The following is a 21,478-nucleotide window of genomic DNA, read 5'->3' as shown; positions in this document are numbered from 1 at the left end:
CGCGGATGGGGTGCGGGCCGTGCCCGCGACCACCGTGGAGGCGGCCACCGCCGCCGGGTGCGACACCTGGCAGATCATCGCCAAGGTCCAGCTGCCGATGGCGCGTGGCGCCCTGACCCTCGCCACCAACCAGGGCCTGATCTACGTCCTGTCGATGGTCGTGGTCGGCGGCCTGGTGGGGGCGGGCGCCCTCGGCTACGACGTCGTGGCCGGGTTCTCGCAGGGCCAACTGTTCGGGAAGGGGCTCGCCGCAGGGCTGGCCATCGTCCTTCTCGGAGTCATGTTCGACCGGATCACTCAGGCAGCCGCGCGCCGCGCGAGCGCTTAAGGAGCACGACACATGGCAAGGCAAGCAAGACGATGGAGAGCCGGCGCGGCCGGCCTGGCGGTCCTCGGTCTCACCCTCACCGCGTGCGGCGGGGCGAAGGTCGGTGACAGCTCCTCCGCCTCCGGCGGCGGCGCGGGCGGTTCGGGCAAGTGCGGGGTCTTCAACCTCGCGGTCAACCCGTGGGTGGGCTACGAGGCGGACGCGGCGGTCGTCGCCTACGTCGCGCACCAGGACCTGGGCTGCACGGTCACCAAGAAGGACCTCAAGGAGGAGATCGCCTGGCAGGGGTTCGGGACGGGCGAGGTCGACGCCGTCCTGGAGAACTGGGGCCACGACGACCTGAAGAAGAAGTACCTCGGCGGGCAGAAGACGGCCGTCTCGGCCGGCTCGACCGGCAACAAGGGCATCATCGGCTGGTACGTGCCGCCGTGGCTGGCCAAGGCCCACCCCGACATCACCGACTGGAAGAGCCTGAACAGGTACGCGGCCGAGTTCAAGACCTCCGAATCCGGCGGCAAGGGCCAGCTCCTGGACGGCGACCCGTCCTACGTCACCAATGACGAGGCCCTGGTCAAGAATCTGAAACTCGACTTCAAGGTGGTGTACGCGGGCAGCGAGACCGCGCTCATCCAGGCCTACCGCAAGGCCGAGAAGAACAAGGAATGGGTGATCGGCTACTTCTACGAGCCGCAGTGGTTCCTCTCCGAAGTCCCGCTCGTGAAGGTGAACCTGCCGGCGTACAAGGCGGGCTGCGACGCCGACGCCGCGAAGATCGCCTGCGACTATCCCGTCTACGACCTCGACAAGATCGTCAGCGCGAAGTTCGCCAAGTCCGCCAGCCCCGCCTACCGCCTGGTGAAGAACTTCCACTGGACCAACGACGACCAGAACACGGTGGCCAAGTACATCGCCGTCGACAAGATGACCCCCGACGCCGCGGCCAAGAAGTGGGTCGACGCCAACCGCGCCAAGGTGGACGCCTGGATCAAGTAGCCGCTGCCGCCCCTGTGCTGGTGATCAGGTCTACGTCTCAGGGCTCACCTCTCAGGGCCCGCGGGGCGTCAGGCTCCGCTTCCCGAGCAGGGCGGCCGCGGTAGCCGGGTCGTCGACCGTGACGGCGAACTCGCGGCCGCCCGCGCGGCGTTCCACGAGCGTCGGTCCGGAGCGCAGGATCACCCACCGTCAGCCCCTGGGAGGGTGCGGGTGAGCAGCAGCCCCGCCGCGGCGCACGCCGACGCCGCCATGACCGCCACGGCCAGGTGCCATGGCGAGAGGCGGACGGTGGAGGCGTCGCCGTGCGCGTCGTGGTGGACCAGCTGCACCGAGACGAAAAGCGAGCCCATGAGCCCGGCGACCGCGTACGCCGCGAGAGAACAGTAGCCATGTACATAGTCGCCATGTACAGTAAAGGTCGTGAACCTCTCCGCATCCCGGAACGAGAAGGAGCAGTCATGACAACCCTCGCACCCAAGGTCGACGGCCGGGTCATCGCTCTGGCGCACTACGCCGGCCGGACCCTCCTGGAGGGCGTGCTGACCCGCCATGGCCTCACGTTCCATCAGAGCGTCGTGCTCCGGGCCGCCGTGCTCGCGGGTGAGTCCACGGGCCGCGACGAGCTCGTCGCCGACGTCACCGGGTCGCTGAAGGCCGACGCGTCACTCGTGCGCGACGTCGTCGAGGAGCTGGCGGCGGCGCGGCTCCTGGAAGAGGATCCGGCGCAGGCGTCCCGGATACGGCCCACGGACGCCGGACGCCGGCTGTACCAGAGCACCACCGCCGAGACCGCCGAGATCTCCGCCCGGCTCTACGCCGGCGTCCCCGCCGGGGAACTGGCCGTCGCGGGCCGTGTGCTGGCCCTCGTCACGGAGCGGGCGAACGCCGAACTGGCAGGCTCCTGAGGCGAGTCCGCCCTGGCGCCCGCTCAGACCGGGTAGGCGTGGGTCTGCGTGGCCTTCACCGTCGCCCAGACCTCGGCGCCCGGGTGCAGATCGAGTTCGGCGGCGGCGACCGTCGTCAGGTCCGCGGCGAGCGGGAGTTCCCCCGAGAGATCGGCACGGATCTGGTCGCGGTGGGTCTCCAGTCCCGCGACTTCGCAGCGCCACAGGTTGCGGGCGCTGGCCCCGGTCGGACGGTCCCGGAAGAGCGTCACCGCGCTCGGCGGGAACGCCACGAACACCGGGCCGGACAGCACCTCGGTCGTGGTGATGGAAGGACCGGAGTCGAGCCGCACGACATGGCCGTCGGACTCGCCCCGGTAGAGGTTCAGCCCGACCAGCCGGGCGATGTAGTCCGAGCGTGGGTGGCGGGCGATGTCGGAGGGGTCTCCTTCCTGGACCACCCGGCCGTCCTCGACGACGACCAGACGGTCGGCCAGCACCATCGCGTCCAGCGGATCGTGGGTGACCAGGACGGCGACGGCCTCGAACTCGGCCAGGTGGCGGCGGAGTTGGGCACGCACCTCCAGCCGGGTGCGGGCGTCGAGCGCCGCGAGAGGCTCGTCGAGCAGGAGGAGCCGCGGGCGGGTCGCCAGCGCGCGGGCCAGGGCGACGCGCTGGGCCTGCCCGCCGGACAGCTTGCGCGGCTTCACGCCGACGTGCTCCGCCAGACCCAGCCGGCGCAGCCACTCGGCGGCCCGGGCCCGGGCCTGCGCCTTGGTCACGCCCTGGCAGCGCGGTCCGAACGCCACGTTGTCCAGGGCGCTCAGATGCGGGAAGAGAAGGTAGTCCTGGAAGACCACGCCGACCGGGCGGGACTCCGGAGGCATACCGTCCAGCTCGACGCCGTCCAGCCGCAGACGGCCGCCGGTGAGGGCGGTCAGGCCTGCGAGAGCGCGCAAGGCCGTGGTCTTCCCGGCGCCGTTCGGCCCGAGCAGGGCGACGACCTCGCCAGGGGCGACACGAAGCGACACGTCGAGGCGGAAGGCCCCGCGCGCGACGACGAGACGGGCGTCGAGGCCCTCCTCGAAGGCATCGAAGGCATCGAAGGCATCGAAGGCCTCGACGGTCTCAAAACCGTCGAACGCGTCGAAGGCCTCCGAGCGAACAGCGGGAGCCGCCTTCCGGCGCGCGGCCGTCCATCGGTCATCCACCTGGGCTCAGCCCCCTTCCGTCGTCCACCGGTCGTCATCCACCGGTCGTCATCCACCGGTCGCGCAGACCGGCCAGCACCGCCACGGACACGGCCAGCAGGACCAGGCTGAGCGCCACGGCCGCCTCCGGATCGCTCTGCAGTGCCAGGTACACGGCCAGCGGCATGGTCTGGGTACGGCCCGGGAAGTTGCCCGCGAACGTGATCGTGGCGCCGAACTCGCCGAGCGCCCGGGCCCACGCCAGGACCGCTCCGGCCGCGATGCCCGGCGCGATGAGCGGGAGGGTGACCCGGCGGAACGCGGTGAAGCGGGACGCGCCGAGCGTGGCGGCGGCCTCCTCGTAGCGCGGGTCGGCGGCGCGCAGCGTCCCCTCGACGCTGATGACGAGGAACGGCATGGCGACGAACGCCTCGGCGACCACGACCCCGGCGGTGGTGAAGGGAAGAGTGATCCCGAACCAGGAGTCCAGCCATCTGCCCACGACGCCGTTGCGGCCGAGCGCCATCAGCAGGGCCACACCGCCGACCACGGGCGGCAGCACGAGCGGCAGAGTGACAAGAGCCCGTACGAGGCCGCGTCCGGGGAACTCCACACGGGCCAGCAGCCAGGCCAGCGGCACGCCGACGACCAGGCTCACCGCGGTGGCCGCCGTGGCGCAGACCAGCGACAGCCGGAGCGCCTGCCACACCTCGGCGCTGGTCAGCTGCCCGGGCAGGCTGCGCCACGGGGCCCGTACGAGCAGGGCGACCAGCGGAACGATCAGGAACGTCAGGCCGATCAGCGCGGGCACCAGCAGGGGCAGCGGCGCGCCGCCGCCCCGGCGGACCCGCCGGCGGGACGTCCCTCCGCGCAGGGCGCCGGACGCGGCCTCGGGCTCGCCGAAGGAGGTCACGGCTTGAGACCCGGGGCCGGCGACGCGGCAGGCTCCGCGCCGGCTGCCCGCAGGGTCCGACGAGTCCGGCGCGCGGTACGGGTCATCCCGGGTCCACTCCCTTTCGGTCCTCACGGGCACGACACCCGGGCCAGGCGCCCGGCGGTGTCGTCGCCGACACCGAGCCGGTCGGCGGACAGGTGTGCGTGCGCCGATGATACTGCCGCGGATACGAGGCCAGGGGATGCAGTCGCTTGGCACAAGCCGGAGCGCGGATCCGGATGCGTGGCATGTGCGTGCGCACGGGGAGCGCCGGCCGGGGTGTTCGGCTGCGCCCCGCTCCGACCGGAGCAGGCCCGCGCGAGCCGTCGAGGCCGCTCGGGGCGCCGTCAGGTCCGGTCGATGTGCACGTTCGTCGCCTTCACCCGCGCGGTGGCCTCCACCCCGACCTCCAGCCCCAGCTCCTCCACCGCCTCCCGCGTCAGCAGCGACACCAGACGGTGCGGCCCGGCCTGGATCTCCACCTGGGCCGCGACGTCACCGAGCTTCACGGCCGTCACGATCCCGGGGAACGCGTTGCGGACGGAGGTGTACGAGGCGTCCTCCCCGGCCGCGCCGCTCGCGGCCAGCTCCACGGAGAAGGCGGCCAGATCCCTGCCGTCGACGAGGCGGCGTCCGCTCTCGTCCCGGTGGGTGGCCACCCGGCCCGCGTCGGCCCACCGTCGCGCGGTGTCGGGACTCACGCCGAGGAGCCGCGCGGCCTGACCGATCGTGTAGGACTGCATACGCGCCAAGATATGCGATCGACGCCGGGCCGTCCCCGAGCGGCCCGCGTCCGCGCCCCTCTTCGCACCGGGGCGTTGTCAGTGGTCGCAGGCAGGATGTCGGTCATGACCACACCAGTTGCAGTGATCGCGGATGCCGTCGCCTACGCGCGGGCGGTCGAGGACGCGGTGAAGGCTTCGGCGGCCTACTACGAGTCCGGCACGTCGGCGCTGGACGACGACTCCTACGACCGGCTGGTGCGCGCCGTCGCGGCATGGGAGGCCGAGCACCCGGACGAGGTGCTGGCCGACTCGCCGACCGGGAAGGTGGCCGGCGGCGCCGTGGAGGGCGACGTCCCGCACACGGCGGCGATGCTGAGTCTGGACAACGTGTTCTCACCGGAGGAGTTCACGGCCTGGACGGCCTCGCTGGCCCGCCGCCTGGGCGGGGACGCCGAGCGCTACAGCGTCGAGCCGAAGCTGGACGGCCTGGCGATCGCGGCCCGCTACACCCGAGGCCGCCTGACGCGACTGATCACCCGGGGCGACGGGACGGCCGGGGAGGACGTCTCGCACGCGATCGGAACGATCGAGGGCCTGCCGGCCGAGCTGGCGGAGCCCGTCACGGTGGAGGTGCGCGGCGAAGTCCTGATGACGACCGGCCAGTTCGAGCACGCCAACGAGGTACGCACGGCGCACGGCGGAGCGCCGTTCGCGAACCCGCGCAACGCCGCGGCCGGCACCCTGCGCGCGAAGGAACGCGCCTACACCGTGCCCATGACGTTCTTCGGCTACGGTCTGCTGCCGCTGGCCGACACCGAGCCCTCGCTGGCCGCGACGCTGGGGGAGTGCGCGCACAGCGACCTGATGGCCCGGGCCGCCGCGTACGGCGTGAACACCACGGCCGCCACCGCCGTGCCCGGCATCACCGCGGCCACTGTCGAAGAGGTCCTGGACCGCGTGTCGGAGATCGCCGCCCTGCGCCCGTCGCTGCCCTTCGGGATCGACGGGATCGTCGTCAAGGCGGACCTGGCCGCGGACCAGCGCACCGCGGGATCCGGCTCACGCGCCCCGCGCTGGGCGGTCGCCTTCAAGCTGCGCGCCGTGGAGAAGATCACCCGGCTGCTGGCGGTGGAGTGGAACGTGGGCCGCACCGGCATCATCGCCCCGCGGGCCGTCCTCGAACCGGTCGAGATCGACGGCTCCACCATCACCTATGCGACGCTCCACAACCCGGCCGACATCACCCGCCGCGACCTGCGGCTGGGCGACCGGGTCATGGTTCACCGGGCCGGCGACGTCATCCCCCGCATCGAAGCCCCCGTGGCCCACCTGCGCACCGGCGACGAACAGCCGATCGTCTTCCCCGGGACGTGCCCGCGCTGCGGATCCGGCATCGACACCGGCGAACAGCGCTGGCGCTGCGAGAGCGGCCGCAACTGCCACCTCGTCGCCTCCCTCTCCTACGCCGCCGGACGCGACCAGCTCGACATCGAAGGCCTCGGCCACACACGCGTCGTCCAGCTCGTCGAAGCCGGCCTCGTCGCCGACCTCGCCGACCTGTTCACCCTCACCCGCGAGCAACTGCTCGGCCTGGAGCGCATGGGGGAGACGAGCACCGACAAACTGCTCGCGGCGCTCGCCGCGGCGAAGGCGCAGCCGCTGTCGAGAGTGCTGTGCGCCCTCGGCGTCCGCGGCACGGGCCGCTCCATGTCCCGCCGGATCGCCCGGCACTTCGCCACCATGGACCGCCTGCGCGCCGCGGACGCCGAGGCGATCCGGCAGGTCGACGGCATCGGCTCCGAGAAGGCTCCCTCGATCGTCGCCGAACTCGCCGAACTCGCCCCGCTCATCGACAAACTGGCCGCGGCCGGGGTGAACATGACCGAGCCCGGCGCCCTCCCGCCCGCCCCGACATCCGCCGCGGACGACGGCGCCCGGACCGCCGGAGACGATGCGCAGGCCCTGAACGGCGCGGAGGCCGTCGGCGCGGCGGGCGGCGGCCCGCTGGCCGGGATGACCGTGGTCGTCACCGGCGCGATGACCGGCGCGCTGGAGAAGCTCAGCCGCAACCAGATGAACGAGCTCATCGAACGCGCCGGCGGCCGCTCGTCCTCCAGTGTGTCGAAGAGGACGACTCTGGTCGTGGCCGGAGAGGGCGCGGGAGCCAAGCGCGCCAAGGCCGAGGCCCTGGGCGTCAGGCTCGCCGCCCCCGACGAGTTCGCCGCACTGGTCGCGGACCACCTCGACACGGTGGCCGCCGTACAAGAGCGCCAGGACGCCTGAGCGCCGGGACGCCAGGACGCCTGAGCGCGCCTGACGGCCTGAATGCCTGAATGCCGTCCGCGAGTCGGTCACTTGGCGCGGTCCACGCTCCACAGCGGAAGGAGTTCGAAGAACTCGACCGCGTCGTCCCGCCACCGTGGCCGCCACCTGGCGGCGAGCGCGCCGGCCTGTTCGGCGTGGCGTCGCATGTCCGCGCGCAGCCTGTCCGCCGCACCGCTGCTCTCGGCGATCTCCCGCACCACGGTGACCGTCTCCGGTGTGCAGGACCGGTCACCGAGCGCGGCTTCCACCACGGCGCGCTCGGCGCCGCTCACGGCGGACAGCAGGGCGCTCACGGTGTAGCTGTGCTTTCCGTCGCGCAGGTCGCCGCCGGTGGGCTTGCCCATGACGGCAGCGTCCCCGAACAGGTCGAGGTAGTCGTCGCGCATCTGCCCGCAGATCCCGACCAGCCGCGCGTAGCCGCGCAGTTCCTGTTCGAAGAGCGCGGGCTGCTCGCCCGCCGCCAGCAGACCGAGCTTCATGGGCGCGAGAACCGAGTAACGGGCGGACTTGTAGTCGGCCACGGTGTGCAGGACGTCCTCGTCCGGCGCCGTGCCGAAGTCCCGCTCCAGATCGACGATCTGCCCCATGAACGTGTCGGAGGCCGACCGCGCCTGCGTCTCGACCATGGCCTGCCGCACGGCGAGGGGCGCCTTCGCGTCGAGGAGGACCTGGAGGGACAGGGCGAGGGCGAGGTCGCCCGCGAGGACGGTGAGACCGAGGGCCGCCTGCGGGTGACGGGGGAACCGGCCGCGGTAGGCGTAGTACGTGGAGGGACCGCCCCGGCGCGTGGGGCTGTCGTCGATGAGATCGTCATGGATCAGACCGTGCGTCTGCAGCAGTTCGATGCTCAGCGCCGCCGCGTCGAGCCCCTCGGCCGGCTCCTCGGACACCAGGCGAGCCGCCTCGTGCAGCAGAACCACCCGCATCCGCTTGCCGCCGCGCAGGGCCAGATCCCGCACCAGTGCCAGACACTCCTGCGTGAACCGGCTGAACGACGGCGCGTCGAGGCGGACGTCCAGGGTGTCGAAGTACTCCTCGAAGAGCGCGTTGAACCGTGTCTCGTATCCGGCGACGCGATGGAGCACTTGGTCGGTCATGGCGAGGTCTCTCTGTTCGGACGGCGGTGGCGGACGGGGTACGTCAGCTTCGCACTCCCCGTGACGGGCCCGGCCCCCGAGACGGTGCGGCCGCTCCCGGCCCAGGCCCGTGCCGGGTGCGGCGGGCTCCGCGCGGGTACGGCGAGGCCGCCCGACGAGCGAGGGGCAGCCCGGCCGACCGGCCGGACCGCCCCTCGAACGCACCGCTGACGACCGGACCCGGAACGCCCCGGTCGTCGGCGGCGTCACCGGATCAACGACAGGGTGGCGGCGGTCACCGAGGCGAGACAGGCGCTGAAGCCCACTGCCCAGCCCACACAGCGCAGGCGCAGCTCCCGGTAGCGTCGCTCGTACTCTCCGCGCAGCGAACGGCAGCGGGCCGCGACCCGCTCCAGGTCGCGTTGGGCGTGGTGGAGACTGTCGGCGACGTACCGCTGTTCGACGTCGGCGCGTTGAGAGGTGGTCAGCCACTCCATCGGCTCCACGAACGCCTGCGCACGTTCCTCGGCCACCGCGATCGTGGCCTGCCACAGCAGGTAGCCCTCCACCTGATCGCCGAGGCCGCCTGCGTGCGCGGCCCCCTGCCTCGCCCCCTCGCTCATCACTGCCTCCGGCCGGTCATCAACGAACCCCGTGCGCCTCGGCCTCGGCCATGGCGATGTCGGGGTGGTGCAGGTCGAAGGCGGGGGACTCGCTGCGGATCCGCGGCAGGGTGGTGAAGTTGTGGCGCGGCGGCGGGCAGGAGGTGGCCCACTCCAGGGAGCGGCCGTAGCCCCACGGGTCGTCCACGCCGACCGGCTTGCCGTACCTGCCCGTCCGCCACACGTTGTAGAGGAACGGCAGCATCGACAGGCCGAGAAGGAAGGAACTGATCGTCGAGATCGTGTTGAGGGTGGTGAAGCCGTCGGCGGCGAGGTAGTCGGCGTAGCGGCGCGGCATGCCCTCGGCGCCCAGCCAGTGCTGGATGAGGAAGGTGCCGTGGAAGCCGATGAACAGCGTCCAGAAGGTGATCTTGCCGAGGCGCTCGTCGAGCATCCTGCCGGTGAATTTCGGCCACCAGAAGTGGAATCCGGCGAACATCGCGAAGACGACGGTGCCGAAGACGACGTAGTGGAAGTGCGCCACCACGAAGTACGAGTCGGACACGTGGAAGTCCATCGGCGGCGAGGCCAGGATGACGCCGGTCAGACCACCGAAGAGGAACGTGACGAGGAACCCTGCCGCCCACAGCATCGGCGTCTCGAAGGACAGGGAGCCCTTCCACATGGTGCCGATCCAGTTGAAGAACTTCACGCCGGTCGGAACGGCGATGAGGAACGTCATGAAGGAGAAGAACGGCAGCAGCACGCCTCCGGTGACGAACATGTGGTGCGCCCACACCGTCACGGACAGCCCCGCGATCGAGATGGTCGCGGCGACCAGGCCCATGTAGCCGAAGATCGGCTTGCGGGAGAAGACCGGGATGACCTCGGTGACGATGCCGAAGAACGGCAGGGCGATGATGTACACCTCCGGATGGCCGAAGAACCAGAAGAGGTGCTGCCACAGGAGCGGGCCGCCGTTGGCCGCGTCGAAGACGTGCGCCCCGAACTTGCGGTCCGCCTCCAGCGCGAACAGGGCGGCCGCGAGGACGGGGAAGGCGAAGAGGACCAGGACGGCCGTCAGCAGCACGTTCCAGGTGAAGATCGGCATGCGGAACATCGTCATGCCGGGTGCGCGCATGCAGATGATCGTGGTGATGAAGTTGACCGCGCCCAGGATCGTGCCGAAGCCGGAGAAGGCCAGACCCATGATCCACAGGTCGGAGCCGAGCCCCGGGCTGCGGACGGCGTCCGACAGCGGGCTGTAGGCGAACCAGCCGAAGTCGGCCGCGCCCTGCGGGGTGAGGAAGCCGCCCACCGCGATCGAGGACCCGAACAGGTACAGCCAGTAGGCGAACATGTTCAGCCGTGGGAACGCCACGTCGGGCGCGCCGATCTGCAGCGGCATGATCCAGTTCGTGAAGCCGGCGAACAGCGGCGTCGCGAACATCAGCAGCATGATCGTGCCGTGCATCGTGAACGCCTGGTTGTACTGCTCGCTCGACATGATCTGCAGGCCGGGGCGGGCCAGCTCGGCGCGGATGAGCAGAGCCATCACGCCTCCGACGAGGAAGAACGCGAAGGACGTGATCAGGTACATCGTGCCGATGGTCTTGTGGTCGGTGGTCGTCAGCCACTTCACCACGACGTTGCCGGGCTGTCTGCCCCTGACCGGCACCTCGGTGTCATAGGCGGCGGCAGCCGATCGGTCCGGGTCGTTCAGAATGGTCACAGCCAGTTTCTCCAGGTCTTTGCGGTCCGCCCCCGCACATGCGTGAATCAGGGTCATCCTCGCGATTCGCGGCGGGAGGCGACGCCCGGTGAGGGCCGACACGCGTCCGATCGGGCGGTTGTCACACACGGTTGGAGCAGTCGGCCCCGGCATGCAGTCGGCCCCGGCATGTCCTGCGTCGCCGGCCGCCACGGCCCCACCGCGAGGTCCGCGCGGTCCGCGCAGTCCTCAGTTGATCCACATGCAGAACGGGGTAGACGGCTGGACATGGCTGAAGGCGTGCAGGCGGGACTGTGGGGGTTGGTGGCGGGCTCGGCCCTGCTGATCGGCGCCGCGCTGGGCTACGGGCTGAGAGTCCCGCAGAAGGTGATCGCGACGGTGATGGCCTTCGGCGCGGGAGTGCTGCTGTCGGCGGTCTCCTTCGAGTTGGTGGGGGAGGCGTACGACGAGGCGGGGCTCGTTCCCGCGGCCGTCGGCACGCTCATCGGCGCGCTGGCCTACACCGGCGGCAACGTGTGGCTGGCCCGCCGGGGCGCGCGGTACCGCAAGCGTTCGGGCCACGCACGGGCGGAGGCACAGCCCTCGGAGAGCGAGCAGAGCGGGTCCGGGACGGCGCTCGCACTCGGCGCCCTCCTCGACGGGGTGCCGGAGTCCGCGGTCATCGGCGTCAGCCTGCTGGACGGGGGCGCGGTCAGCCTGGTGACGGTGGCCGCCGTCTTCATCAGCAACGTCCCCGAGGGGCTGTCCAGTTCGGCGGGCATGAAGAAGGCGGGCCGCACCAAGAAGTACGTCTTCGGCGTCTGGGCGGCGATCGAGGCCGCCAGCACCGTGTCGGCCGTCCTCGGCTACACCGTCGTCGGATCCTTCTCGCCCGCCGTGATCGCGGCGGTGACCGCGGTGGCGGCCGGGGCCATCCTCGCCATGGTCGCCGACACGATGATCCCCGAGGCGTTCAACGACGCCCACCTGGCCATCGGGCTCGTCACCGTGTGCGGCTTCCTCGTCTCCTTCGCCCTCTCCCACTCCTGACGGCCGCGAGCGGTGGGAGCGGCGGGGTAACGGCGACGTCCCCGGCGCCCCTCGGCCCTCAGGGCTCGTCCCGGTCGCCTTCCTCGTCCTGCTCCTTGAGGGCGTCCCGCAGCCGTCGCAGCTCGTCCGCCGGCCTGCCCAGGCCGTTCAGCTGCAGCCGGGCCGCCTCGGTGCGGGCGTCCGTGTGCACCCGGTACGCGAGGTCGGCCGACTGGCGCACCATCCACTGGTGGTACGAGAGCAGCCGTCCCGCGTATGCCCGCGCCTGTACGAGGTCGACGTCGGCGAGCGGCAGCTCCAGCAGCCGGGCTCGCAGCCGGAGAAGAGCCGAGGCCGCGTCCCCGCAGGCCCGGGCGGCCCGGTCCGGGACGGGGCCGGGCTCACCGCACGAGGCCACCGCGGCGTCGGTGGACCGCTGGGCGGCCACCGCCTCGTCCAGCACCGCGAGCAGCGCCCGCACCTGAGCCGGGCGCGGCAGACGGATCGGGGCGGGACGAGGGGGCGGCGGGCGGCGGCGCAGGCCGAGGCGCTCGAGGAGGCGGGCTCCGGGCCGCACCCCGTCCCGGGCGGACGGGACCGGCGCGGGGACGGGCGCGGGGCGGCTGGTCGAGGGCATGACTCCTCCTGGGAGGGGAGGCGGGGCGGGCCTCCCCCTGACAGTGTCGCGCTTCGCGGCCGATCGGCGTCCGGCCCGGCGGCCGGTGACGACGCACGCCGGCACGGCGGCCGTCCGGTCAAGCAGGACGGGAGAGTCCCGCGAGGGCCGCAGCCGGCGCGTGGGTCGTTCGGTGCGGCATGGCCGCCCGGTGCGCCCGGACGGGGGAAGACGACGTGTTCGACGAAGACCTGATCACTGAACACGGCAGGGCGGGGTAGACGGTTCCGGCAAGGTCCCCTCGTACGAAAGTGATGCCGGTTCCATGGCCGAGACACGAGACGTCGTCGAACTCATTCTTCAGGACCACCGGAGAATGGAAGATCTCTTTCGCCTGATGCGCAGCGTGGAAGCGGACCGGGCGGCCGCCCTGAAGGAGTTCGCCGACCTGCTGATCGCACACGCGCTGGCGGAGGAGGCGAAGGTGTACCCCGCCCTCAAGCGCTACAAGAAGATCGAGGACGAAGAGGTCGAGCACGGCGAGGAGGAGCACGAGGAGGGCAACAAGGCGCTCCTCGAACTCCTGGAGGTCGACGAGGTCGGCTCCGAGGAGTGGGACGAGAAGCTGGAGGAGCTCGTCGAGGCCGTGACCCACCACGCCGACGAGGAGGAGCGCACCATCCTCAACGGCGCCCGCGAGAACGTCGCCATGGAACGGCGCGAGGAGCTGGGCGGGGAGTTCCTGGAGGAGCGGGAGCGTCAGCTGAAGGCAGGCTGCGGCTCTGTGGACAACGTGCGCCGCATCGTCCGCTCCTGACCGGCAGCGTCGCCGCACGGCGCAGCCCCCGGCCGCGCGGGAGGCGCAGCGGGGAGCAGCAGGGGAGCCGCGGAGGAACGTCCCGCATGGCCGAAGCCCGTCCCGCGCACCGTGGGACGGGCTTCGGCCGCGACGGGCTCACCGGAGCGCGCGATCAGTGCCGGGTGGGCGCTCGCAGGGCGAGGAGGGCCACGTCGTCGTCGTTGGCGGCGGGACGGACCCGTCGGAGCAGCTGGTCGGTGAAGGAGGCGAGGGGCCGGTGCGCGAGGGCGGCCGCGTGCTGCCGCAGCCGGTGCAGGCCGTCGTCGAGGGAGTGGCCGGGCTCCTCGATCAGACCGTCGGTGTACAGCAGGAGAGTGGAGCCGGGCGGCAGCAGGGCCGTGGCGTCGGAGCGAGGTCTGCGCGCTCCGGTGCCCAGCAGGATCCCGTGACCGTCGGTGAGGTATTCGGCCAGCCCGTCATGGCTGATCAGCAGGGGCGGCGGGTGGCCGGCGTTGGTCCAGGTCAGTTTCCATCGGCCCTCGTCGGCCTCCTCGACCTTGGCGAGGATGAGGGTGGCCATCGCGACGTCGGTGATGTGCATGACCGCTTCGTCGAGGCGGTCGACGATCCGGCTGGGGGGCTCCTGCAGGGCCCAGGCGTAGGCGCGCAGCATGTTGCGCACCTGGGCCATGCCGGCCGCCGCCTCCAGGTCGTGGCCGACGACGTCGCCGACGGCCAGCGCGGTGGACCCGTCGGACAGGGAGAAGGCGTCGTACCAGTCGCCCCCCACCTGCGAGGCGTCGGGCGCGGGCAGGTAGCGCACCGTCATCTGCAGCCCGGGCACGCGGGGCATCTGGGGCAGCAGGTGGTTCTGCATGGTCTCGGCGACCTTGCGCTGACGCTGGTAGAGACGGGCGTTGTCCAGGGCGAGGCCGGCGCGGCGGGCGATGTCCTCGATCAGCGGGAGGTCGGCGGGGTTGTAGTCCCCGGGCTGACCGGCGCGGCCCAGGGTCAGGGCGCCCAGGACCGCGCGGGTGCTGCGGATGGGGGCGATGGCCGCGGAGTGGATGCCGGTCGCGTCGAACAGACGCCGCTGCTCGACCGCGATGCCGGAGTCCGGCGGCCCTTGGTAGGTCTGCGGACCGGCCAGCGTCGAGGCCACCCCGCGCAGGGCCCTGGACAGGGGCATCGGTGATTCCTCGGGGACCGGCGGCATCGGACCCTGCAGTTCGTCGTGGCGGACCAGGGAGACGCCGTCCGCCTCGACGACGACGGTGCGCCACACCTCGTCCCGCTCGGCGATGAGATCGATGATGACCCAGTCCGCCAGCCGGGGCACGACCAGGGTCACCAGCCGCCGCAGTGCCTCGTCGACGTCGAGGGTGGAGGTCAGCTGGGTGGTGGTCGCGGCCAGCAGGGCGAGGCGTTCGAGTTCCGGCAGCAGCGCGGAGGCGGGTTCCGGCGGCACGTCCGTCTCCTCCGTCTGCTGCGGGTGGAAGATGACGAGCGTGCTGCGTTCGAGGCCGGCCAGGTCGAAGGGCGTTATCAGCCACGAGATGGGCAGGACGGAGCCGTCCCGGCGCGCGAAGTGGTCCTCCTGGGCCTGAGCGGGACGTGCGGCATGGAAGGCCTGCCGCATGCGGCACTGGGTCCTCGGCAGGGGCTGGCCGTGGGCGTCCCGGTGCAGCAGGTCGTGCGCGTCGTGGCCGAAGAGGTCTTCGGGGGTCCACCCCAGGAGTTCTTCCGTCCGGGAGTTCATCGCGATGACACGGCCCTGTTCGTCCACCACGTAGGCCCCGGTCCTGAGGGCTTCCAGCGCCTGCGTGAGCGGGGTGGCAGGCGCCCCCGGACGCTGTTTGTCGCGGGTTTCCGAATGCTCCGATCCCGCCATGCCCTTGATCTCCCTGCTCGGCTGGTCACATCCCGGTGGGCGATGTCCGCTTTCCGACTGCCCAGGAGGCCGGAAACGAAGCCGTTGAGCGAAGACGCCCGTCCCGGCAGGCCCGGGCCCCGGTTCGATCATGCCGTACTCGCGGCCGGGCGGGGCGCGCGGTCCCGGCCCGGGCGACGGGCTCGGCATGGTCGGCGGGCTCGGACCCGGCCCGACGACGGTCCGCCCCGGTCGTGACGCACGGCGAACGGGGCCGGCCGGCGGAAGGCGTGATCCCGCCGGCCGGCCCCGTCCCCTTCCGCCGCGCTCCGGGCCGCCGCGTTCCGGGGTCAGCCCGCGATGGAGTCCAGCTGCTCCGCCGCCGGCCGCAGGGCCCACAGATCGCCGCCCGGTGGTTCCTGCAGCGAGGGAACGGCCCGCTGCGCCTGCCGGTCGCCCGCGTCGGCGGCCGCGTGCACCACGTCGGTGGCCGCGAACCGGGAGAAGTCGAGCTCCGGGTGCGGCCAGGCGGCGGCTCCCGTCGCGGCGGGCAGCAGATAGTCCACCGCCTTGAACAGACTCTGCCCGTCGGGACCCCGGTACTTCCACAGGTTCACGCCGACATGCCGTCCGATGGCCGCGAGGCGGGTGTACGCGACCAGGTCGAAGGCCGAGTAGTGCCAGCTGCGGGTTCGGGCCAGCTCCTGGGGCTGGCTGCCGTCGGCGGCGATCTGCGGGGCGATGCGCGCGGTCCGTGCGTTCAGGATCGTCCTGCGTGCCAGGTCCTCGTCGCCGGTCGCGTAGGCGAGCGCGGCGACCTGCAGGTCGTAGAAGGTGCCGTGGTTGTTCGCGGCGGTGCCCTCCTGCCTGCCGAAGTCGCTGTCCGTGAGCCAGTGCAGGAAGTCCGCGTTCCACTGCGCCATGCCGGCGTGGTCCGCCTTCGTCCAGCCGGCGGCGCCGGTGTCCAGGACGGCGAGCGCGTCGAGGACGCTGGTGTACGACTGCGAGAAGTCGATGATGCCGATGGCGCGGCCGTCGTACTTGCAGGGGATGAACTGGGCGTGGTCGAGGTTCGGGTTCATCCTCGTGGCCGGATCGAGGAACCAGGTGCGCAGGATCTGCGCGGCCTTGACGGCGTACCGCTTCTCGCCGGTGTAGTACCAGGCCAGGGAGAGGTCGTACGTCGAATCGAAGACCTTCTCCACGTCCTGGCGGTCGGTGCCGGTGTCGACCTCGGGGTTGCGCTGTCCGTCGCGCTGCACATAGGGGCAGCCCCAGGGGTTGCCGGGGGCCGGAGGCGTGGAAGGCCACCAGTACGGCGCTTGACTGAGATAGTCGTGGACGTCGCCGCCGGGCGCCGGCCTGGGCTTGTCGACGACCGTCCAGGGGCCCTGGGCCAGCCATGTGTCGGCGCGAGCCGTCAACGCCCGTGCGGTGTCCCGTAGTTGCGGGTCACCGTGGTCCAGTCGGACCTTCATCCGCTGCAGACGGGCGCCGTCGAGCACGGCCGTGTGCGGGGCCCTGGGCGCCGGAGGGGCTGGTCGCGCCGAGGCGGTGGGCACGGCGCCTGCGGTGAACGCGACCAGGGCCGCCAGGAGGACGCCCAGAAGGGGGCGGGCGCTCATAGGTCACTCCCATCGATTCATGTAGGTGAACGACAGGCCGCGCTGCGCCTCGTGCAGGTTGCGCGGTCGGACAGCCTGGGGCGCTCCGTACAACTCCAGTCGTGTGTGCAGGTCGCCGGTGAAGTCGGGGACGTCGATCTGGTCGAACTCCGTGACCTGGTCGATGCCGACGGTGGCGGAGTACGGCGCCAGACCGTCGATCTTCACCAGGCCCGCCCGGCCGTTGACGACCCGGATGTTCCAGTGCGTGAAGCGGGCGCCGAACAGGGGGCCGGCGCTCGCGTCGCCGCCGTGCCGGCCGTCGTTGTTCACGGTGATGTCGGTGCGGACGTTGGCGAAGGGCATGCCGCGGTGACTGTCGAACGTGCCCATCCGCATGTCGCCCCGCGACCAGACGTTGTACGACGACAGCCCCTCGACGTTGATGCCGTGCAGTTGTGTGTCGGGCCGGCCGGGGACGGTGCGCTCCTCGACGGTGAAGTCCTCGACGAGGTTGTCGTGCGAGCCCTCCCGGCAGAAGTAGGGGTGGTGGGAGCCGCGGCCCGCGACCCGGGTCCGGCGCAGGGTGCAGGCGGAGGCGGCCACCAGGCCGAACCCGTTGTCGACATGACGGACCGTGACATCGTCCGCCCAGCAGTCGTAGGCACACTGCAGGACGACGCCGTTGTACCCCTTGTCGAGAAGGTGCGGCTGCTGAGGCGTCACAACCGCCTCCACGGCCAGGCCTTCGACGCCGGATCCCGTCAACTCTGCTACATGGGTGATGAGTTGAGGGTCCCATTCCGGGCGGACGTCGAGTGGGAGCGGGCGCTCCAGGGTGACCCTGCGGCCGTGGACACGGGCGATCCGCACGGGCCACTCGTAGGGGACGTAGGACGTCAGCTTCGTCTTGTCGTCCCACTGGTAGGCCTCGGGGCCGGGGCCCCCGCCCGCCATGTGCTCCAGGAGGGTGTGCGCGGGGTCGTCGGCGAGGCGGAGGAGGACGAGTGCGCCGGGGCGCAGCCGTGCGGGGTCGGCGACCGTCACCGTCCAGGAGCCCTGCCGGGCCGGTGCGACGCGGGTGAGGGTTCGCCACTCGTCGCGACGGTTGCCGGTCCAGCCCTCGAACGGCCATGCCCTGGCGCGGATCGCGGCGACCAGGCTGTTCCAGCGGGCCTCCGGCGCGAGCCAGACGAGGCCGCCGGCCCAGGACCAGGACGACTTGTCGCCTCCGTAGCGGGAGCCGTAGACGCCGATCAGCTCGGTGAGGCTGCGCGTCGCGTAGAGCGTCGTGCGGTCGCTGCCGGCGCCGCGCAGGACGACGTTCGAGTGTCCGACGCGTATCACGTCGTCGATGCGGAAGGTCCCGGGCGGGATGGTGACCGTGCCGCCGCCGGCCCTGCCGGCGGCGGCGATGGCACGGTTGATCGCGGGGGCGGAGTCGGTCGTGCCGTCCGCCCGGGCCCCGAAGGCGCGTACGTCGAGGACGCGAGGGTGGTGCGGGAAACGCGCCGCGCCGGCGCGGCAGCCCGCTCGCCCGACGTAGGGGATCTGCGGGTGGGTCAACGGTTGGTGGGTGAACTCGCGCCACAGGCGCGGGACTTGTCCCGACGCCTGCTCCTGGCCGTGCACGAGTCCCTGCCCGCGCACCAGCCCCTGCCCGTGGGGCCCACATCCGAATCCGTGCGGGTGCTCGGTTGATGCGGCGGCCGCGGGCCCACCGCCCGCCGCCGCGATGGCCGCCGCGGTCACGGCACCGCCCAGCAGGCCTCGTCTCGTGACGCCGGTGTGCCGGTCTCCGCTCCTGCTGTCGTGTGCCTCGCTCATGTCCGCCCGCTCTCCACAGATGGTCGCGCAGAGGGCGTTGTTCACGTAGGTGAACAACGTTCATAGTCATGTCGGCGGTGAGCATGCCATGCCGTCACTCGGGGCGGGAAGAGGCATGCACGGCCGAAACGAGGCAGGGGTGAGGGGCACATGCCCGCCAGGAGGCGAGGGGCGCATGCTCGTGTGATCCGGCGACCGAGGCGCAGACGATCACGCCGGTTCGATAGAACCTCCCGTACCTGGGAAGACGCCTGTTGATCTTCGTTGGCGTCATCGGGAGGAAGCATCACCATGGCCGTACCCGTCCGTGCTTCGCGTTCCGCGCACCGCTCCCGTCGGTTCGAACTGCGGGCGACGGCCCTGTACTTCGCTCTTCTCGCCGTCCTGCTGACGCTGGTGGGCACGGTCGCGCGTACCGCTGCGGCCGCCGTCGAGCACCGCCCCGCCTGGGCCGTCGCGCTCGCCCTCGTCGGCATCGGCAGCGTGGCGGCCGGCCGCCACGGCGGGCGCCGGATATCGGCGGCTCGGCTCGCCCGCCGCGCCGCCCGAGCCCTGGACGAGGCCACCATGACGGCGGTCGACGTCCTCGACGCCCCGGTGCCCGCCCCTGTCGCCGTCCCCGCGGCGGCCGGCGCGCGGTCGTGCGGCGGATCCCTCGACGTGGAGCGCACCGTCGCCCTCGTCGAGCCTTCGGGCGGCGCCTGCGCGGACACCGAGGAGATCGGCTACGAGGCGCTGGACCCCTACGAGTTCGAGCAGGCGATAGCCGACCTGTGCCGCCGCGACGGCTGCCTCGACGTGGACGTCGTGGGCGGAGCCGGCGACCTGGGCGCCGACGTGGTGGCCAGGACGCCGGACGGCCGGCTGGTCGTCATCCAGTGCAAGCGGTACTGCGACAGCAACCGGGTCGGGTCCCAGGACATGCAGCGGTTCGGCGGCACCTGTTTCACCGTTCACGAGGCCGACGTCGCCGTCGTGGTCACCACCAGCGACTTCACGGCTCCCGCGGTCGAGTACGCCGGTCAGTGCGGCATCGTGTGCGTGGACGGCGGGGAACTCCAGCGCTGGCAGGACGGCGTGGGACCGCGCCCGTGGGAGCCGGAGTTCACGTCAGGCTGAGACGGTCCGCCCGCGGCGACGCCGACCGGTGCGCGGACAAGGCCGTGAGCATCGCCGAAGGTGTGCCGGGACGCCGCTCCCTGCGATTCCTTCCGCAAACGGGGCGCTGATCCTTCCGCCGGATGCGGGAGCGGCGGCGTGTCCCCCGTCACTGCGTGAGTCACGAGAAAGCGGGCAACAGAGTCTTTACGCACGGAAAGCACCTGGCGCCTCACTGTGTGCACAGGGCATCTCACGCAAGACGAGTAAGGAACTGCAGTGGCTGACGTACTGACCGACGGGCAGCCCGAACCACCTCGGTCCGGGCCGGTCGAGATCACCGGACTACCCACTCAGGTCCGCCAGGACCTGACCCGCAGGCTGAGGCGGCACAAGCGGCCCTTCCGCGACGAGGACGTGCAGGTCGTCGAGTCCCCACTGCTCCGGCGGGCGGTCGGCGCCTCGGCGCTCGGCAACTGCATGGAGTGGTTCGACTTCGGCGTCTACAGCTACCTCGCCGCCACGATCGGCAAGGTCTTCTTCCCCGGGGCGTCTCCTGCCGCGCAGGTGATCTCGTCCTTCGCCACCTTCGCGGCCGCTTTCGTCGTCCGTCCACTCGGCGGACTGGTCTTCGGGCCCCTCGGGGACCGCCTCGGGCGGCAGAAGGTGCTCGCCACCACCATGATCATGATGGCGGTCGGCACGTTCGCCATCGGTCTCATCCCCAGTTACGCCACCATCGGCATCGCCGCGCCGATCCTGCTGCTGCTCTCCCGCATGGTGCAGGGCTTCTCCACCGGCGGCGAGTACGGAGGCGCCACGACCTTCGTCGCCGAGTACTCGCCCGACCGGCGTCGCGGTTTCCTCTCCAGCTGGCTCGACTTCGGCACCTTCGTCGGCTACGCGCTGGGCTCCGCCCTGGTCACCACCTTGAACCTCGCCCTCAGCGACGCGCAGATGCTGTCCTGGGGCTGGCGGATCCCGTTCCTGATCGCGGGCCCGCTCGGCGTGATCGGCCTCTACATGCGTCTCAAGCTCGAGGAGTCGCCCGCCTTCCAGCAGCAGCTCGACGAGCACGAGCAGAGCCTCGCCAAGGAATCGGCGGGCACCGAGTTCAGGACCATCGTCAAGAACCACTGGCGGGCCCTGCTCATCTGCATGGGACTGGTGCTGCTCTACAACGTCACCAACTACATGGTCACGGGCTTCCTGCCGACCTACCAGACCGAGACCCTCGGCCGCTCCAGCAGCTCCGCGGACCTGCTCGTGCTGGTGGGCATGGTGTGGATCGTGCTGCTGATCACCTTCCTGGGCCGGCTCAGCGACCACGTCGGCCGGCGCCCCCTCTACGGCTACGCCGCGGCGGGCATGATCGTGCTCGCCGTCCCCTCCTTCCTGCTCATCAAGATGGACGGGACCTGGCCGCCGATCTTCGGCGTGCTGATCCTGTCCACGCTGCTGGCGTGCTTCGCCGCGCCGAGCGCCGCGACCCTGCCCGCGCTGTTCCCGACGGCCGTGCGTTACGCCGCGATGGGCATCGGCTTCAACTTCGCGGTGGCCGCGTTCGGCGGCACCACCCCGCTGGTCACGGAGGCGCTGGTGAGCATCACCGGAAACGACATGGTGCCCGCCTTCTACCTCATGGCCGCCGGCGTCATCGGGCTGATCACGGTCCGCTTCCTGCCCGAGAGCGCCCAGGTCTCCCTGCACGGCTCCCAGCCGATGGTGGGGTCGAAGAAGGAGCGACGCGAACTGATCGCCACCTCGCAGGAGTTGTACCGGGTCGGCCGGGAGACGTCCGGCCGCCGGTGACGCCTGCGGTCCTGACGAACCGTGCGCGGTGCCAGTGTCCGACCGTGCGGGGCGT

20 protein-coding genes are annotated in these 21,478 nt (G+C 71.6%); 8 read left to right on the top strand and 12 right to left on the bottom strand.

Translation table 11 applies throughout. The features are described from left to right. Positions 1–328, top strand: a 328-nt coding sequence (locus Sri02f_RS27905; protein WP_159106790.1) for an ABC transporter permease subunit, incomplete at its 5' end; no start/stop codon positions are given. Between the two features lie 12 nt (positions 329–340). Next, complete coding sequence (locus Sri02f_RS27900; protein ID WP_109004066.1) at positions 341–1,321, top strand: ABC transporter substrate-binding protein; 981 nt, start codon at positions 341–343, stop codon at positions 1,319–1,321. Between the two features lie 51 nt (positions 1,322–1,372). Here the strand turns inward: Sri02f_RS27900 and Sri02f_RS43690 are convergent, their stop codons facing one another. Together Sri02f_RS43690 and Sri02f_RS41375 are read right to left on the bottom strand one after the other, a co-directional pair. Beyond that, a complete protein-coding gene (locus tag Sri02f_RS43690) occupies positions 1,373–1,504 on the bottom strand; it encodes a hypothetical protein (RefSeq protein WP_359441762.1) in 132 nt (43 codons plus the stop codon). After that, positions 1,501–1,671 (bottom strand): hypothetical protein, encoded by a 171-nt coding sequence (locus Sri02f_RS41375; protein WP_159106789.1) that lies wholly within the window; start codon positions 1,669–1,671, stop codon positions 1,501–1,503. Before Sri02f_RS41375 ends, Sri02f_RS43690 begins: the two co-directional genes overlap by 4 nt. A gap of 108 nt (positions 1,672–1,779) precedes the next feature. On the opposite strand from Sri02f_RS41375, the gene Sri02f_RS27890 reads away from it, so the two are divergent. After that, complete coding sequence (locus Sri02f_RS27890) at positions 1,780–2,226, top strand: winged helix DNA-binding protein (RefSeq protein WP_109004064.1); 447 nt, start codon at positions 1,780–1,782, stop codon at positions 2,224–2,226. A 23-nt stretch (positions 2,227–2,249) separates the two neighbouring features. Here the strand turns inward: Sri02f_RS27890 and Sri02f_RS27885 are convergent, their stop codons facing one another. From Sri02f_RS27885 to Sri02f_RS27875, 3 genes are all read right to left on the bottom strand, one after another. Next, positions 2,250–3,416: an ABC transporter ATP-binding protein gene (locus Sri02f_RS27885; RefSeq protein WP_245970838.1), complete on the bottom strand. Its 1,167-nt coding sequence runs from the start codon at positions 3,414–3,416 to the stop codon at positions 2,250–2,252. 34 nt (positions 3,417–3,450) lie between these two features. Further along, positions 3,451–4,308 carry a molybdate ABC transporter permease subunit gene (gene modB / locus Sri02f_RS27880; RefSeq protein ID WP_109004063.1) on the bottom strand — a complete coding sequence of 286 codons (858 nt, stop codon included), beginning with the start codon at positions 4,306–4,308 and terminating at the stop codon, positions 3,451–3,453. A gap of 368 nt (positions 4,309–4,676) precedes the next feature. After that, complete coding sequence (locus Sri02f_RS27875; RefSeq protein WP_109004062.1) at positions 4,677–5,072, bottom strand: TOBE domain-containing protein; 396 nt, start codon at positions 5,070–5,072, stop codon at positions 4,677–4,679. 105 nt (positions 5,073–5,177) lie between these two features. Between Sri02f_RS27875 and ligA the strand changes: the two genes are divergently transcribed. After that, positions 5,178–7,337 (top strand): NAD-dependent DNA ligase LigA, encoded by a 2,160-nt coding sequence (gene ligA / locus Sri02f_RS27870; protein WP_245970837.1) that lies wholly within the window; start codon positions 5,178–5,180, stop codon positions 7,335–7,337. Positions 7,338–7,405: 68 nt separating this feature from the next. On the opposite strand, the gene Sri02f_RS27865 is transcribed toward ligA, so the two are convergent. The 3 genes from Sri02f_RS27865 to ctaD form a co-directional block, all read right to left on the bottom strand. Further along, entirely contained in the window at positions 7,406–8,476 is a 1,071-nt protein-coding gene (locus Sri02f_RS27865) for a polyprenyl synthetase family protein (protein WP_109004060.1), read from the bottom strand. A 245-nt stretch (positions 8,477–8,721) separates the two neighbouring features. Further along, positions 8,722–9,078, bottom strand: a complete 357-nt coding sequence (locus Sri02f_RS27860; RefSeq protein ID WP_109004059.1) for a cytochrome C oxidase subunit I — start codon at positions 9,076–9,078, stop codon at positions 8,722–8,724. 19 nt (positions 9,079–9,097) lie between these two features. Next, positions 9,098–10,789 (bottom strand): aa3-type cytochrome oxidase subunit I, encoded by a 1,692-nt coding sequence (gene ctaD / locus Sri02f_RS27855; protein WP_109004058.1) that lies wholly within the window; start codon positions 10,787–10,789, stop codon positions 9,098–9,100. A gap of 267 nt (positions 10,790–11,056) precedes the next feature. Between ctaD and Sri02f_RS27850 the strand changes: the two genes are divergently transcribed. Beyond that, positions 11,057–11,818: a ZIP family metal transporter gene (locus tag Sri02f_RS27850; protein ID WP_109004057.1), complete on the top strand. Its 762-nt coding sequence runs from the start codon at positions 11,057–11,059 to the stop codon at positions 11,816–11,818. A 58-nt stretch (positions 11,819–11,876) separates the two neighbouring features. Here Sri02f_RS27850 and Sri02f_RS27845 read toward each other — a convergent pair whose 3' ends face one another. Continuing rightward, positions 11,877–12,434 carry a hypothetical protein gene (locus Sri02f_RS27845; protein ID WP_245970836.1) on the bottom strand — a complete coding sequence of 186 codons (558 nt, stop codon included), beginning with the start codon at positions 12,432–12,434 and terminating at the stop codon, positions 11,877–11,879. Between the two features lie 304 nt (positions 12,435–12,738). Between Sri02f_RS27845 and Sri02f_RS27840 the strand changes: the two genes are divergently transcribed. Then, positions 12,739–13,230 carry a hemerythrin domain-containing protein gene (locus Sri02f_RS27840; protein WP_109004056.1) on the top strand — a complete coding sequence of 164 codons (492 nt, stop codon included), beginning with the start codon at positions 12,739–12,741 and terminating at the stop codon, positions 13,228–13,230. 154 nt (positions 13,231–13,384) lie between these two features. Here Sri02f_RS27840 and Sri02f_RS27835 read toward each other — a convergent pair whose 3' ends face one another. The 3 genes from Sri02f_RS27835 to Sri02f_RS27825 all read right to left on the bottom strand — a co-directional run bounded on the left by Sri02f_RS27835 (position 13,385) and on the right by Sri02f_RS27825 (position 18,513). Then, positions 13,385–15,103: a SpoIIE family protein phosphatase gene (locus tag Sri02f_RS27835; RefSeq protein WP_109004055.1), complete on the bottom strand. Its 1,719-nt coding sequence runs from the start codon at positions 15,101–15,103 to the stop codon at positions 13,385–13,387. 329 nt (positions 15,104–15,432) lie between these two features. Then, positions 15,433–16,707: an alginate lyase family protein gene (locus tag Sri02f_RS27830; RefSeq protein ID WP_109004054.1), complete on the bottom strand. Its 1,275-nt coding sequence runs from the start codon at positions 16,705–16,707 to the stop codon at positions 15,433–15,435. 3 nt (positions 16,708–16,710) lie between these two features. Then, complete coding sequence (locus Sri02f_RS27825) at positions 16,711–18,513, bottom strand: glycosyl hydrolase family 28-related protein (RefSeq protein ID WP_245970835.1); 1,803 nt, start codon at positions 18,511–18,513, stop codon at positions 16,711–16,713. Between the two features lie 291 nt (positions 18,514–18,804). Between Sri02f_RS27825 and Sri02f_RS27820 the strand changes: the two genes are divergently transcribed. Then, positions 18,805–19,632, top strand: a complete 828-nt coding sequence (locus tag Sri02f_RS27820) for a restriction endonuclease (RefSeq protein ID WP_109004053.1) — start codon at positions 18,805–18,807, stop codon at positions 19,630–19,632. Between the two features lie 258 nt (positions 19,633–19,890). Further along, entirely contained in the window at positions 19,891–21,423 is a 1,533-nt protein-coding gene (locus Sri02f_RS27815) for an MFS transporter (protein WP_373865133.1), read from the top strand. Positions 21,424–21,478: the final 55 nt, after the last annotated feature.

It is taken from the genome of Streptomyces rishiriensis (assembly GCF_003112535.1).
Lineage (GTDB): Bacteria > Actinomycetota > Actinomycetes > Streptomycetales > Streptomycetaceae > Streptomyces > Streptomyces rishiriensis.
The sequence above is the reverse complement of the archived record's forward strand: the minus strand, read 5'-3'. Positions and strand labels throughout refer to the sequence as shown.